The organism is Paraburkholderia sp. EG287B (assembly GCF_040965595.1).
Classification (GTDB): domain Bacteria; phylum Pseudomonadota; class Gammaproteobacteria; order Burkholderiales; family Burkholderiaceae; genus Paraburkholderia.
In genome coordinates, this window is record NZ_JBFRCG010000043.1 from 14,857 (window position 1) to 30,333 (window position 15,477).

Sequence of the window (15,477 nt, forward strand, 5' to 3'; positions counted from 1 at the left end):
GCGACGGACGCGGTGGACGAAATGTCGAGGCGACGTTCAGCCCGGCAACGCAAAGCCCGAAATTGCTTCCAGGAGAGTGCCCGCCTGGCTCCGTAGCGATTGGGCGGCCGCGGCGGCCTCTTCGACCAGCGCCGCATTCTGTTGCGTTACGGAGTCCATCTCGCCGACAGCCCGGTTGACCTGATCGATGCCTCCGCTTTGCTCGTGCGATGCCTGGCTGATTTCCCCGAGGATCTCACTGACGCGTCGCGCGGATTGCACAATCTCGCCCATGGTCTCGCCCGCGTTGGCAACGAGTATCGCGCCATCTTCAACGGTATTCGTCGACGACTCGATTAGTGCCTTGATTTCCTTCGCGGCCGTTGCGGCGCGCTGTGCGAGGCTTCGCACTTCTGATGCGACGACTGCAAACCCGCGGCCTTGTTCGCCGGCACGCGCCGCTTCCACCGCAGCGTTGAGCGCAAGTATTTTGGTCTGAAACGCGATGCCGTCGATAACGCCAATAATGGCCACAATTTTCTGGGAGCTAGACGCGATGTTGTTCATGGTGCGTACGACGTCAACGACGACGTTGCTTCCCCTGATTGCTACGTCGGCGGCCTGGCCGGCCAGAGTTGCGGCTTGCGCCGCGCTCTCCGCGTTCGCCTTCACATTGGCCGTAATTTGATCCATGCTCGATGCGGTTTCAACCAGAGCGGCCGCCTGTTCCTCGGTGCGCTGCGAAAGGTCCATGTTCCCTGCGGCGATTTCGTTTGCACCCACGTTGATGTTCTCGGCGCCTGCCCGGATCCGGGCAACAGCATCGGTGAGGCCGGTTTGCATTGTCGCAAGTGCATGCATGAGACTCCCGCTATCCCCACGATCGACCGATACGTGGGCCGTCAGATCCCCTTGCGAGATGCGATGCGCCGTCTCGATCGCGATCTCGAGGTCGCCTCCAAGTCCGCGCCGCACACTTCGAAGCACCACGAACATTGCGGCGCTCGCAATGAGACCGAGCGCACCGGTAATGCTGGTCCAGCGGATGAGCGCGCTCAAAAATTCGGCGTTGACATCGTCCATGTACATGCCGGTGATAATGATCATGTCCCATGGTGCGAACCGCAACGCATAAGAAGTCTTCTGCACGGGAGCATCGCGACCGCTTCCGGGCTTATACCAGACGTAGTCGACGAAGCCACCGCCCTCCTGACTGCCGACTCTGACAAGATCCGAAAAGAGATGCTTGCCAGTGGGGTCAGTAAATCCAGACTCGTCCTTGCCAACCAGATCCGGCGCGAACGGATGCATCAGCATAACAGGACGCGAATCGCTGACCGTCAGATACCCGTCCTTGCCATAGCGCATGAATGAAAGCGCATCGAGAGCCTTCTTCTTCGCCTCGTCTTCGCTCATCGCTTTTTGTTGTGCAAGCGAGTAATAGTGCGCGACGACGCTCTGACCTTGCTGGACAAGCGAGATCAACTGATCGCGGCGGTCCTTCATCAATGAAGCGCGGTACTGCCACACGCCTGCTCCAGATATCAGGCCAAGGCCAATCCACAGCACGGCAACCATTGAGCCGAGCTTCCGATTCAAAGTCATCCTAATCATTTTTGAGGGGCCTACGTCGTCGGTGTGTGGAGCATTAAGTGGCCATATCGCATCCATGTCTTTCCCCGCTTTCATCTGGCCACCGAAATTGCACGTGCCTTTAGACGGGACGGCGATAGGCTAGACGGTCCCGGTGTTGGTAATAACCTTCGCCAGCCTGGCGAGGGTGTCTTGCCGGCAGCGGAACAGAACCGGTACACAACAGCCGCAGGATACGGAACGGTTGTTCTTCAGGCCGACGCGCCGCGGGCATCTCGATGATTGAGATGCCCACGCGCGTTGGCGCCCAGCCCCGTAGAAGGACCGGGTACTACAAACCTGTCCGTGCGGAAATCTCGCACGGAGAAAGCTCGCCCGACTTTTCTTAAGCAGTGCGAGCCCGGACTGGCCGTCAACCGCGCGACCTGATCTTTCCGACGTATCGCTCGCCCTCTCGGACGATGTCCAGGCCAGTTCCAAAAGGTTTTGACAGATCATCCAGCCGAGCCAGAATACGCGCGCCGTCGTCTGCAGAAGCGAGCTGAGGGCAGCCGCGCCGGCTCCTCGGCATATCCCGCCCCAGCGTAATGGGGTGGAATTCACTATCGGATAGAACGCCGTTCTCGTACGTAAAGCGCGTCACCACCGATTCCCAGAACAGCGGTTGCTTTCCGTAGCCCGTCACCACGTCGAAAAGATCCGCAGGCGTGGACGTAAGCGGCATCCCCTGCTGTTCGTACACTTCGAGCGGGAAAGACGAAAACGTCTCGACGTTGAAGATGAAATTCCCGAGCGAATAACAAATCGGCCGGCCTGCATACAGTTCCACTCCGCGCAGCATATGCGGCCCATGCGCGAACACGCCGTGCGCGCCGGCATCGATCAGTTGGTGGGCTAGCGGCTGCAAAAACTCGGCGGGGACTTCAGTGTTCCAGCGGCCCTGGATGCCTTCATGGCAGTGCAGCCCGACAAATACGAGGTCAGCTTGACGCGACGCTTCCTTCACCGATGCGACGATCGCATTCACGTCGCGCTCCAGAACGTCCGTCTGCACGCGCGAGTCGTCGCTTGGCGCGAAATTGACGCCCTCCACTGCGAAGCCGCCCGGTGGCGGGCCATCGTAGATGTTCTTGTCTGGATAGGGGAAATGGATGCCGGGCGCCGTCGTCCCGCTCGCGGCAACATTGACTCCCGCCTCAGCGAGAATTTCACGCAATTCATCGAACCGCTCTTTCCGGATGTAGTGCGTTTTTTGCACACGGAGCGGCGCGGTCCCTGGACGCCCGATGTCGCCGACGCTCGGATCAGCTGCGAGGCACAGGCGTGCGTTACTTGACCCTGCGGCGATGTATGCTACCCGGCAACCAGGCGCGTCGAAATAGCGAGGCGCACGCGCCTCCTGCAATGTCCGCCCGACCCCGGCATAAGTGAGACCGCGCGCCTCCAGTGCTTCAATGGAGGCCACCAGGCCCGACACGCCGTAGTCGGTCGCATGATTGTGCCCCATTCCGTAAATATCGATGCCGAGCCACTCAAACTCTGAAAGGAGTTCCGGCTCGACTCCGCATGGAATGCCATGCATCGTGGTCGACGCCATCCGACCGCGACCAGGAAAGACCATTTCGACGTTAGTGATCGCCACGTCCGTCTTCCGAAGCATCTCGACGAGAGCGAGGAAATCAGCATCGGGATTGGTTGAAATGCGTTGCGTGAGCATGGCATCGCCCGTGGCAAGGACGCTAACTTTTGACACGACAAATCCTCCGTTTAATACCCATTCATTCCTTAACGGAATTGTTCCTGCAGATCACCGAGGCACCCCGGCTGCCGTGGCACGCCCCGGACCTGGGATACCCGATCGGCTCCGACGACAAGTTCAACCGAACGATATCCCGTGCAGCGCCAGGACCAGCATGCCCGCGAAGACGATAGCGAAGCCGATAGTCTGTCGCGCATGCACTGTCACTTTCACCATGATCAGTCTCCCTGTAGACTACTATAGTCAGTCTGCCTGTATATTATTGAAGCGTATGTAAGGGTATGTACTTAAACCGCGTGTGGGACGTCGGTGAGAGTTCAAACCAAACGACAGGAGGGAGCGTGGCGCCGAGCGACAGAAGCGCGTGTGGCGTTTAGTAGTCGGTGTCTCGAAGCGATGCCTGCTTTGGCTTTTGGGCTTCGAGTGGGGCTGCCACGCTCTGGTCGGCCGAACTGGTGAGCAACAGGCATTGGAAGACCACAGTTGCGTGAAGACTCAGAACTTCATCGTCTTTTCGCCGGCCGTTCCATTCCAACGCGTGGCGCACGAGGTGTCTTCCGCCTTCAGGTTGCCTCCGCATACTCAAGTTCCGCCAATCGAATCTTGCGCAGCGGGCGCTCACTTCTCTCCGACCCAGTGCAATCCGAAGCACCACAGAAGGAAACAGAGCCTCAAACTGTCGGAACTCTGCCCCCTTTACGGCCCGAAAAAGTGACCAACAGCCCTACAGGCCCGCATTTGCCATCAGAATGCTAAGTGCAGCGGCTATCGTTCCGTATGGGCTAGTCGTGTGGCGTCGCTGCTTTTCCTGAGGAACGCCCGCTGCCATAGCGAGTCGCGCGGCATCATCCGCCCTCTCGCACGCAAGCGCTAGTGCCATTTCTCCGGGCAGGCCTTGGTGCTGCCCCGCTGACTGGAGGCACTCGATCAGGTAAAACACGTAAGCTGGCACAGATCCGGATATGGGGGTCGCAGTGTCAATCTGCGATTCATCGTCCACGACCCGCACGGAACCACACGACCGTACCAATGCCGCGGAGAGATCAAGTTGGCGACCGGAAACGTGTTTATTGACGTACATGAGAGGGGAGCCCTGGCCGACAGGTACAGGCATGCTGGACGCGGCACAAATTACGGACGTGGCTCCGCCGAGTACTCCTTCGATGCGCGCGACAGTAACCCCCGCGGCAACACTGATAAAGACCGCGCGAGGGGCCAACGCCCGATATTGGGGTAGCGCTGTTTCAAGATCCGGCGACTGTCCTGTGATGACAACTGCGTCAGGAGCGGCCGCGTCTGAAAGTGCTTTGACGCTCGCAAAGCAGTGCACTCCGAGTAGCCCCGCGCGGTGCCTCCAGTCATCAGCGGGTTCCACCACGGAGATTTGGTTAGGCGGGACCACCTTGGCTGCGACCCAGCCTTGGAGCATGGCGTATCCCACCTTTCCACATCCGTGCATCAGTATTTCGCAATCAACATTCATCGTTGCCAACATCCGTGTCGATTCCCATCGACGGCCCAACTCGCAGCGGTGACCGCTACCTGAGACTGTAGGGAGCTATCCCTTTAGAAAGGGTCTCGCGACCCCATGGACATCGCATCGGCAACCCGAACCGGTTGCGCTCATTCTCAGGCAGACCGTCGAGACGCAAAAAAAGGGCAAAGCGTCACGACCGACACTCTCTTCAGAATAGTCGGCGCACCTCCGGTTCGCAAAGCGGCTTCCTTCGAGTAGTTGAATTTGAGGCCTCGGGTGTCTATGGCGCTCCCCTCGCCATTCAGACATTCGCTTCGGGACGGCCTCGATCGACGGAATCAACGTCAGGGGCAGCAGAACCCCGACTATTTGATATCGACCTGCGATGGCCCGTAGCTGCGAACATAACTGCAGCAACGGCGCAAAGAGCAGCGACCACAAGGAGGTTCTGGTTCAGCGGCAGCTTCATTGCGACCATCATCCCGATAAGCGGCGGCGAAACAATTGCCCCCAGGCGACCAACGCCCAGCGCGACGCCGACACCGGTGGCGCGGATCGCCGTCGGATAGAAAAGTCCGCAATACACATACGCGACAATCTGCGCACCAACTGTGCAAATGCCGATGGCGCCCATGATTACGAATAGAAGCGCGGTCGACGTCGTCACCGTCATCAGGCACAGAAAACCACTGCCCAATACATACATCGTTACCAGCACCCACTTGATGTTCAATCTGTCAGATAGCCAGCCCCCCGCGATAGCACCTATGATCGCCCCGATGTTCATGACGATGACGAAATTCAGTGCCGATCCGAGGCTGTAGCCCGACATCGCCATCAATTTGGTTAGCCAGGTGATAAGCGTGTAGACCATGAATAACGCGGTGAACATCGCGATGCAAAACATGACAGTGCTGACGCCACGCCCCTCCTGGAATAGCCGGGCGACGGGGACGCCCCCTACCCGCTCCTGGATAGGCATATGAAATTCCACACGCTCTTCAACACGAATACCAGGTTCGATGCGGCTCACAATCGCCCGTATCTGACTGTCGAATTTATGTGCGATCAAGTATGGCAACGACTCCGGCATCGACTTCATAGCGAACGGGATCAGGACCAGCGGCGGCGCGGACGCAAAGAACACCGACTGCCAGCCGTGGGTGACGAAGAGCAGCTTACCGAGCAAGGCGGCCGAAATGGCTCCTATCCCATAGCCCGAGTACATCATCGTTGTTACGAATCCACGAGTCTTCTTCGGCGAGTACTCGCTCATCTGAGCGATGACGTTTGGCATCGCACCACCGAGACCAAGTCCAGAGATGAAGCGCAGTACACTGAAGCTGTAGGGCTCACTCGTGAACCCGGCGGCCGCCGTAAAGGCACTGAACAGGAAAACGCAAATCGCGAGGGTCCAGCGGCGGCCAATTTTGTCTGACAAAGCGCCGAGAAAGAATGAGCCAAACATCATCCCAAACAAGGCCGAGCTGGTCATGAAACCGGCCGTCACAGCACTGACGCCCATTTCTTTCATGATTGAAGGAAGCGCGATACCTGTGACTGTGAGGTCGTAGCCGTCTATGGCGGTGATCAGCATGCACCATATCAATATGGTTAGGTGAAAGCCGTTGAATCTGGCCTCGTCGACCAGTTCGTGTACATTGATGCGCTGCATGATCGTCTCCTGAACTTCAGTTTGTCATCGAATTGTTCGATCGGGAAGTCACGACGCTTACGTCGTCTCGTTGGATACAAACCCACGCCAAAACAGTCCAGTTATCGAACAGTTCTTTGCGTGTCCATCCGGCGATGAGCTGCGCGGAATATCCCGATCATCAACTCGGCATATCGCTTCGTATTCCTTATTTACACATTGGGTGTAGCATTAGGATGACCCAGTCGCCCTTGAAGAGAATGCACTTCCGTGAAGAAGTCTGTGCGCGGCGCCAACGCCTGATGCATGTCTCGGTGACTGTGGGTGTTGCTAACTTCATTGTCGACACAGTCGCGCGAATAGGCTCCGCGGCCCGAAATGCACGACTCCCGATTCCTCTGCCGATTGCTCTCGTTACAACGACTTCCGGTCAGAATCCTGGCGATCTCGTTAGACGAATCGGATCCCAGTTTCGCCGTTCATGGCGAGAAAAGCACAAGCACCCATCGTCAGGCCAACTGCATATGTGTTCAGTCTGCCTGTCTATTGTGGGCGCGTATGTAAGGGGATCCCCCTACATTGCTCGTGTAGTTTCGGTAGTCAATCTGCTCCTCTGGATGTCCACTAGGAGGTGTCGGCTCGGAATGTGTCAAGCCTATCCCCCAAGGGCATCCCCGGAGAACAATGCGGGCGGTTTCCCGGCAATAGAGAGACAGTAGACAGCGATCACACGGCAGTTCGGCTCTGCACGCTCCATGCCTGAGGTCGCGCTGCGGCGTGAAGTTGACGCATTGCAGTCTGCGCCGTAAGCGGTCGCGGCCGACTCAGGAGAGTTTGATTTCGCTGTGGAAGGTGGTTCAGATCAGTGACTCAATGCTGCGCAATTGCGGGCAGCGAACATACGCAATGCTGACCGTCGCCTAAGTGGTCGATTTGAGCCTGCCACGTCGCTCCACAGCCGACTGCGGAGCGGTGCAGAGGAACGCCCGTGGCGCGATGACTGCAGAAATCGAGGCGCAATCGAACCATTAAGGTAAGTCTTCTTGTATTGATGGCAGTCTACGCCACCTTGCTTGCCAAAAATGCCGCACACTTAGCCACGAGCATACCGATCCCTTTCCCGCGGCGCCATCTTTGCCTCGTCTGATGGCTTTCGCGAGCCGCCGTCTCAGAGCGACCACCCCCCTTCTTGAGCAAGTGAGGAATCCTGCCGTTGGGACGGCCGCAGCACTCTGGAATCTGACGGACTTGCTACGCGCGCAATTCGGCCATAGCTGACGTTCTGCAAAAGGTAGCGGTCTGTCGGCTGCAGGTTGGTTTGCTGCCATTCGCATACCGGCGTCGACGAATAGCTGTTCTTACAGGCGAGTGAGTCTTCACGACCCGAACCTGCCGTTCAGCCTAACGATCGCGAACGGCCATACAGCGTTCGCATTTCGGCAGTTCATCCGCCCGTAGAGCTTGCCATCGCGAATGATTAGTTCTTGGAAAACCAAATGCGCTTCAACGCTCCTAAGCGACTGTTTAGTCGTGGGGACAGGTGTCACCTTAGCGACCGCCAGGGGATCTACATCAACAAACTCAGCCAGCACCGGGAAGTCATCAGAAGCCGAATGCTGCTATAGGACGACGATCTTTTTACTTAGATTCTGTTCCTGCACGTCTTTCTTGAAGGCGTCGAACAGCAACTCATCTTTTATCAAATTGTTCAACGATAGCTTGCCAGACACGAGGTTGAGCACCACCCAGTAGTACGACTCTAACAGGTCGTGGCACTCGGGCGATATGTCACGCCCTCGAACGAGATCGACGCCAATGCGGACGTCGCGCTCCTCGTTGTATATTGCGTTCGCTAGTCTGTAGTAATCGTTCGATAGATCGAAGTAGACAAGCGGAACCTCGTATTTGCCACGTGCGACATCGGAACGATAGATGTACTTAAATCCATCTTGACTGACTTTGATCTGCAGGCCAGCGATATTTCCTGAGTTTCCGCCACGTACCACCTCGAGAAGTTCATGCTTCGCATTCGATTTCCGAACCCATAAAACATCTCTCTGGGTATCGGTCGGGTTGTACTTGGTGGGATGGTCCCTTTGGGTGGAGGCGAGTCCAGTACCTATTGCTTGGAATTGATCGAGCGTCCAATGTAGCGCATTGCCGCGCCTCGCGACCATCCCCCATTTTCGGTTTGCGAGAATGCTTTCATTGCACTCCTGCACGACAACGGCCTCAGCAATTTTCCCCAGCACCCGCATCGTCGCGACGTGAGGATCCAGCGTCGCAACGATCTTATGTCGTAGGAGGCCTTCCGGATCCACGTCAACCATACCGAGCTCATACGTCAATATGTTGAGTAGCGCGTATCCGTGTGCTTGAGTAACTAGGTCTAAGTTCCGTGGTCCACGATTCCATTCGCTTAACGGCTGTACTGAAGATGTATCGATTGTTCCGTCGCCACTCTTATAAGCCACTACCAACTGAGGCGCGTCTGACAGTGGAGCCCCGTACTGATCTACTATGGTGGTCTTTTGCATGTCGTTTTCATTTTTCTAAACTTGCCTCCCTTTGCAGCACCCAGCGGTGCTTCTTGGAGACTGCCGCGTCCCTTTGAAGATCTCTGCGATGCGGCCGGCATATCCCTTTACGACCAAGACGAAGCGTGGAAGCTCTTAATTGATCTTAACAAGCAACCCGAAACCCCTCGCTACGTATCTCCGGAGGGCGTTAAACTCATCCTTGATAGGATCGCGGTCAAAGCTGCGGCACTAGGCATACATTAGGGTACCTGTTAGCACTGACGTGCTTAAGGGCCACGGCTTCACGAAAATGCTAAGCTGCCAGAAAGCTGCTGTCGGCGACTTCAACGTCCGATCTGCGGTGACTCGTCGAACTAGTGCTTTCGGCCAAGAAGCAGACTTACGATACGGCGGGATAGCTGACCGTTTCGGACTGTCTGAGGTCGATTGGAGCTCAGAATCGAAGGTCGCCAAGCACCGAAACCTGCCGCTCGCGGTTCGCAACTTCTCATTGTGATTCTCAACAGTTACTGCGCGGAAGGCGCCCGCAGTGGCGGGCCCAGACCGCCGCAGAATTGGGTGGAATTGCGCAATGCGGGCGGTCGCGACGAACTGCTAGACGGATTCCTCGGGATCCTCGGTTGAGCCGGGATCGAGTTGCTGCTGCGCGCCGTCGAGGGGCGGCTGGATACGCACGCTGTCACGCAGGGGGTAGAAACCGTACCTGCCATTATCACGTATGCGCGTGAAAACCGTCGGGTTCAAAGTTGCGGCAGTGGCGAGGTCGACGTCCTCGTTCTCCAGAACAATCACCTGCCCCAGCCCATTCCACGCCGACAGCCATGTGTAGAAGCTGCCGATGACAGTGGCGGATGGAACATCTTTAATCTCAGTCGACTTGGGATCGGCATAGGCTTTGAGCGGTGAGTCGAGGACCACGACGCCCAGGTGCGGGAGGTTCTCTGCCAGCGCGTTTTCCATAAATGACACGACGAGCGCTGATAGGTAGATACCGCGCATGCCAGCCCCGAAGCTCAAGCGGGTTCGATCGTTGATGCGCAGGTCACATGCTTCGTCGTCGAGCGAGATGTTTTCGATATCGTTCAAGCCCCAAGCCTCCAGCAGGACTTTGGCCGCATCGGCGACCTTGCGCCCGAACGCTCCGCTCTCGCGGTTCACCGTGATGCGTTTGCGAACGGTCAGCTTGGTGAGCCTTTCGATCTCTGACTTGAGGTACTTGATCTCGTCGAAGTTGCCGAGATGGTTCGCCAACTCCGACCGTCGCAGCGCCAGCGTCTTGGGATCTGCCGCAAACTCGACCCGCGCGTTGTTTAGGACCCTGGCCTCGCGATTCTGCAAGGCAGCCAGATCGGAGACCCGGCTCTCCTCGCGCCGCTGCAAGGTCTGAAGGCGCTCGCGCTCGTGCCCCAAGGCACCCTTCAAGCCGACGCTGAGCGTTCGAATTTTCTCGGCCTCGGCTGCGAGCGCCTTGCGGTAACGATCAGGGGATTCGATCTTGGGGTCGTGGACATGGGCTTCAAGTACTGTGGGCGAAGCGCACAACGGACAGGCAACGGTCGGAAGCACTTCGAAGAAGGCGACCCCTTCGTTCGTGGCTCCTAGGCGCTCCAGATCATTGGCGTACTTGCGTTCTAACAACTCGAAGCGAGAAATCATTGACTCCACATGCTTGCGCTGGCCCTGCACATTCTTCAAGGAGTCAGTCGCATCGACAACTTCCCTGCGCAGTTGCTTCAACAGTGATGCACGAGCCTCGTACTGGCTCGTCATGGCCGATAAGATCTCGTCCACGCGTTCGAGCGATTCTTCGACCTCTTCGCGTTTGAGGTCGTCCGGCATGACCGATTCCACCCTCGCAAGGGCGTTCTCCGCAGCCGCGAGTTCGCCTCGAGCCCGATCGACCTCGTTCTGGGTCTTGCGCAGCTGAACCCCGGCGTCGTCGGTGCCGGTGAGAAACAGGTGGAACGAAGCTTCCCGCTTCGACGCCGACTGACCTTCGCCCACGGTAGGCTTCTTCGAGGGCAGCTCAGTCTGTGACCAGAGAGCCCAGTGACGAATGTCATCGCCCGTAACAGGTCCACGCTTGCTGTGATTGCGCAGGATCTGCTTGCCTTGGGCCCCTGACAGTTCGACTAGCAGCTCTCCCACTTCGACATCCAGCGGCGAGAAATCTAGAGCTTCCTCATTGCTGAGCGCACGAACGTACACAGCCGCAGGGCCACCACTGAGAGCACGACGAATCTCGTACTCCTTTGCGTCCACCGAGAACCGAAGTCGAAACTCCTGATAGCCCTCCGTGAGCGGGAATGTTTCCGGTCGCTCGTTTCCACCGAGCATGAACCACAGCGTGTCGTAGATGTACGACTTGCCAGTTTCGCTGGGGCCTCTGATCAGTTGCCTCTTGGTTGCGAAGGATACTTCTGCGGTTTTGCGGTCGGGTCCGTGCACGGACAAGGACAAAAGAACGACTCTCACAACAACTCGCCCTCACTGGAAACAGTCTCAAGTTCGGCTCCCCACAGGTGGCCGTTCGCCGCGAACTCCTCGATCAGTTCGGCGGTCGTTGCAGCGCCGAACTGATCGGCGACCCATGCGCACCGCTGTTCGAGATCCCGCAGGTAGTTCGAGGTCAGCGCGCCCGTCATGGCCCTTGCCGTCGCGCCGGCGTAGTAGTCGATGCCATCGACATGCCAGCCGGCCGTAACCAGTCCCCGCGTGCTCATGAGGTACAGGCCTTGCTCGATCAACTCGCGTCGGCTCATGAGCTCAGTACCTCGGTAGGGAATGGGCGTATGCAGGCTGCTCGGGCCGTCCAGGTCTTCCGAGTAAACGATCGCATAGTCCAGCAGCACAAGCTTCTGCAGGTCGGCGCCGTGCGGCGCAAGGGCCTGGAGGAGGTAGACCATCCGGATGCCAAGCTCGAAAGGCGAGTTAAACACTGGAATTGGCCTGCTCTTTACTTTACCCATTGCAGCCTCTTGGCGTTTGCCAGGTGATGACAGGTTCCTGGGAGATCACCCGGTCGTAGCTTAGGAGCCAGGACGCTGTCGTTCACGGTCAAGGCTTGCGCCCCGTCGGTTCCAGCCTCCAGGCGATCAAGCCCTGAGCGATGGCGTGGACTCGTGACTTTCGAGCGAATGCCGGCGTGCACCATGTCGAGCAGCAAGTCGAACTCTTCTTCACCGTACAAGTCCCTGCTAAACGTCTTCAGGCCTTCGGCGCAATAGAAGGTCGCGCGATGGCTTTGAAAGTGCTCTTCGTGCTCGGACTGCATCAGTTCGTCCAATGTGATGGCTGCCCCGGCCAGTTCGCCGTACACACGCAACAGCTGCTCGACGTACACCTGCTCCTTGATGTCGGGGGCTACGGGTGCAAGCGGATCGTCCCCACGCACTGGCTCGATTCCGAACAGCTCGAAATGTGCCTTCCGATCGTGTTCATGCCACCCCAGCAGAGTCCTCGTTTGGCATTCAACGATGGATTCGAAATCGAAGTTCTCGACGATTGCCCGCACACTTGCGGTCAGTTCATCGCCTCGGCCTTGCAGTCCGGTCTTCTCGCCTTCCCAGTCGGCAAGAAAGCGACTTTTGAACTTCGCTGCATCGGCAAGCAAGTTGTGGAGATCAGGGCCGACGCCTTGCGGCGCACACAGGTAATAGGTGCGTGGTACTGGATACGTTCCGTTGTCGATGTTCTTGAAAACCTTCACGAGCTCCTTAAACACGTCGGTAGGAGACAGCGGATGGTCATAGTGCTTGGCCTGGTAAAGATCCCAACTATGCTTCGCCAGGCGCTCTTCCAACCGAGCTTCGACGTCACGTCCGCCGTCGCCCGCGCCGCCCATCTGCTTGACCGCGAAGTACTTGGTGCCATTGTCGAATATGCGACAAACGCACGCCGCTTCAATGAATTTTTCCCACTGATCCGGGCTCATCAGAAGGACCAATGCAGATGGAGGGGCCGCTCCCCTCTTGACCTCAAACCGATTTTTCCGAACTCGCTTTCGTGGTCCTGCTGTCGTCATGGATTTTGTGTGAGAGTCGGCTCGATCGGGAAGAGCGGACGACAGGGCGAACCAAGTCGCCGTATCGGTCGAGGCCAGCAATATCGCCAAGTGATGCGCATTGTTACATGATTAACAGAGAATACCGCAATTTAGTGAATCCAACATCTAGCGGATAGGTGAACCGGCAGGGGAATGGTGGACGCATGGCTAAGTGAAATGCCCTGAAGCCGCAGGTCAGTATCGACTGTTCACCGCCGACTGTAATAGTCCACCAGCGTCGGTCAAAAGACCGCCCCCGCTGCAAAGCACGCATTAGCTATTGAGACTCGAGCGGCCGAAATGGGTTGATGGACTCGCTCGACGGCCAGCGAGAGCAGACGTTCGTGTTCGTGCAGTTGTGAATGGCTGAAGATCGACCTGAAGCGGCCTTACAAACGGCGACACCTGAACGTCCGCAATGGCCGACAACTCGCCGCCCGGGACGCCGCTCAAATGACCCTTCCCGTCTGCGACCTGCCTAGCCCTCGCATTGCGTCTCAAGGGAGTGAGGCGTCGACCCGCCTTCCGCGTTGCCCACCAGCACTCATCCGGCGCACCTAAAGGCGGTTACCTGGAACGAGGTGGGCCGATTCACACGGGCGGCCACCTGCGTCAGTTCGCCTCCCCCTGGATGCCAGATAGACCGTAGATGCGTTTGCGATAAATCGCCGTAACAAAGCCGGGCTGCACCTGTAGCGAAGCGCGCATGTCGAGCCGACGGACACAATCCACGAGGTGCGCGCGGCTCACGCCCGGCCAGGCGACCCAGATCAGCCGGCCAAACGCCGAAAGAACCGATTTCGGTGTCGAGTCAGCCAGCAACGCCAGAGAAACAAGCTCGAAACGGTGGGCCGTGGGGTTCGAGTCACGCGGCAGTCCGAGCCCCCACACGGAAATACTCGTGCGCCATACTGATGTAAGGCTATGCGCAAAGGATCCTGAGTGATCAGTCGTAGCAGGCCGCCAAGGCAACGTGGCCAGCATGTCGCTTGACCAGCTACGACTGTATCGCCCCGTTACGCTGCGGCGACGTCAGGCGTTGCGGCAGCCTCAACTGCGACCGGTGCCTTTTTGGCAGCAACCTTGCGCGGTGCCGACGCTTTTTTCGCGGGGACAGCGGCCTTGCGTCCACGCACACCCTTTGCCGGAACAGCCGCTGCCCGGCCAGCCTTTTTCGTGGCTACTGCCGTCTTCTCCGCCTTTTTAGCCACGACACGCTTCGCGGCAGCCTTCTTCGCAGGAACTGCTTTCTTCGCGGGAGCCGCCTTGGCGCCGGCTTCCTTCGCCGTTGCACCGGCTTCAATCAGGAATTTCGAGCGATCCTTGACATCGCGAATCCAGAACGGCGCAAGTCCTCGGCCCGACCACGTCGCGCCCGTTTTCGGATCCGCGTATTTCGGTGCGACGTGATGTACGGCCGCGCGCGGGGCTTTTTCCGCCGCTTTCGCTTGCGTAATGCCAGGTTTGCGACCGCGCCGTTTAGCGACAAAGCCTTCAATATCAGCAACAGTCAGTCCGTGCTTTTGCATCAGTTCACGGATTTTGGTCAGACCCACAGACGACTGCTTTTCGGCAATCGCCGCTGCCTGCTTCTGGAGTTTTGCAATTTTCGAGTTGATTGCGTCCAAGGTAACCATGTCTATTCCTCCCTATGAGGTTTACCGTCCATGCGATCCTGGAACTTCCCTGGCTGATTTCCCAGGCACTTCGAAGTTCGGTCTGCCCGTCAGAATTGACGCCATCGTCGCGGCCGTGATTATGAGTTCATCAGTACGCTCGTGCAAATTGAATGCACAGCTCACATCGATTCGAAGATCACCGAAAGTTAAAAAATAGACACACGCCTAGGTTGTCTGCACGCGCTGGAACCGCCGCTTTTTCCGTTCGAATGCTGCATTGCCGCGAGGCGTTCAATTCCCTGCTAACGCGACACGTGTCGGCGCATCACTGTTCGCATGACCGATGTTCCGGTCTGTTGCGCATACGCAATCGTACGTGCAACAAACGACGACAAAGGTGCGGAAGCAAACGAGGCGTCGTTTCCCGGTTGCCTTATACTGTTTGAAAACACCGTCCGCTAGCTTGGACACTTCCCCCGTGTCGCTCCCAATAAGATGTCGTTCAAAACACCACCACCTTCCTCGTTGCGTCAGCACGGGGGCACCAAGTCGCGTGGAATCCTGGCGGCACGCGATTTGCAATCACCTGTCCAAAGACAGATTGTTGCGCGGAGAATACTGAATGGATGAACGAAAGCGCGAGAGCATCATGGCCTATCTGCGCAGACGGATGGCCGAATTTGAAATGTGCGACGTGACGTCGCGTAGTTCGTGGTTTTACCGCTGACGTTCGGCGGGAGCAAAACCGGGCGTTCCGTCGCCCGTAGCCTATTGGGGCATGCGGGACTGGCAACGGTCTCGTGTGAAGCCT

The 15,477-nt window shown here is 57.7% G+C and carries 10 protein-coding genes; all 10 read right to left on the reverse strand.

Going from position 1 to position 15,477, the window contains the following annotated elements:
* Positions 1–36 precede the first annotated feature (36 nt).
* The 10 genes from AB4Y40_RS41565 to AB4Y40_RS41610 all read right to left on the reverse strand — a co-directional run bounded on the left by AB4Y40_RS41565 (position 37) and on the right by AB4Y40_RS41610 (position 14,684).
* Positions 37–1,584 (reverse strand): methyl-accepting chemotaxis protein, encoded by a 1,548-nt coding sequence (locus AB4Y40_RS41565; RefSeq protein ID WP_368692812.1) that lies wholly within the window; start codon positions 1,582–1,584, stop codon positions 37–39.
* 400 nt (positions 1,585–1,984) lie between these two features.
* Positions 1,985–3,325 (reverse strand): CapA family protein, encoded by a 1,341-nt coding sequence (locus AB4Y40_RS41570; protein WP_368692813.1) that lies wholly within the window; start codon positions 3,323–3,325, stop codon positions 1,985–1,987.
* 730 nt (positions 3,326–4,055) lie between these two features.
* Complete coding sequence (locus AB4Y40_RS41575) at positions 4,056–4,826, reverse strand: pyrroline-5-carboxylate reductase dimerization domain-containing protein (protein ID WP_368692814.1); 771 nt, start codon at positions 4,824–4,826, stop codon at positions 4,056–4,058.
* Between the two features lie 283 nt (positions 4,827–5,109).
* Positions 5,110–6,483 (reverse strand): MFS transporter, encoded by a 1,374-nt coding sequence (locus AB4Y40_RS41580; RefSeq protein ID WP_368692815.1) that lies wholly within the window; start codon positions 6,481–6,483, stop codon positions 5,110–5,112.
* Positions 6,484–8,081: 1,598 nt separating this feature from the next.
* The gene (locus AB4Y40_RS41585; RefSeq protein ID WP_368692816.1) at positions 8,082–8,999 is read right to left on the reverse strand and encodes a hypothetical protein; all 918 of its coding nucleotides are present in this window, start codon (positions 8,997–8,999) and stop codon (positions 8,082–8,084) included.
* 597 nt (positions 9,000–9,596) lie between these two features.
* Complete coding sequence (locus AB4Y40_RS41590) at positions 9,597–11,477, reverse strand: hypothetical protein (protein WP_368692817.1); 1,881 nt, start codon at positions 11,475–11,477, stop codon at positions 9,597–9,599.
* A complete protein-coding gene (locus AB4Y40_RS41595) occupies positions 11,474–11,971 on the reverse strand; it encodes an ABC-three component system middle component 2 (RefSeq protein ID WP_368692818.1) in 498 nt (165 codons plus the stop codon). The genes AB4Y40_RS41590 and AB4Y40_RS41595 overlap by 4 nt, the downstream gene beginning before the upstream one ends.
* On the reverse strand, positions 11,959–12,936 hold the full coding sequence (locus AB4Y40_RS41600) for an ABC-three component system protein (protein ID WP_368692819.1): 978 nt from the start codon (positions 12,934–12,936) through the stop codon (positions 11,959–11,961). The genes AB4Y40_RS41595 and AB4Y40_RS41600 overlap by 13 nt, the downstream gene beginning before the upstream one ends.
* Positions 12,937–13,659: 723 nt before the next feature.
* A complete protein-coding gene (locus AB4Y40_RS41605) occupies positions 13,660–13,938 on the reverse strand; it encodes a hypothetical protein (RefSeq protein ID WP_368692820.1) in 279 nt (92 codons plus the stop codon).
* Between the two features lie 125 nt (positions 13,939–14,063).
* Complete coding sequence (locus AB4Y40_RS41610) at positions 14,064–14,684, reverse strand: H-NS histone family protein (protein WP_368692821.1); 621 nt, start codon at positions 14,682–14,684, stop codon at positions 14,064–14,066.
* Positions 14,685–15,477 lie beyond the last annotated feature (793 nt).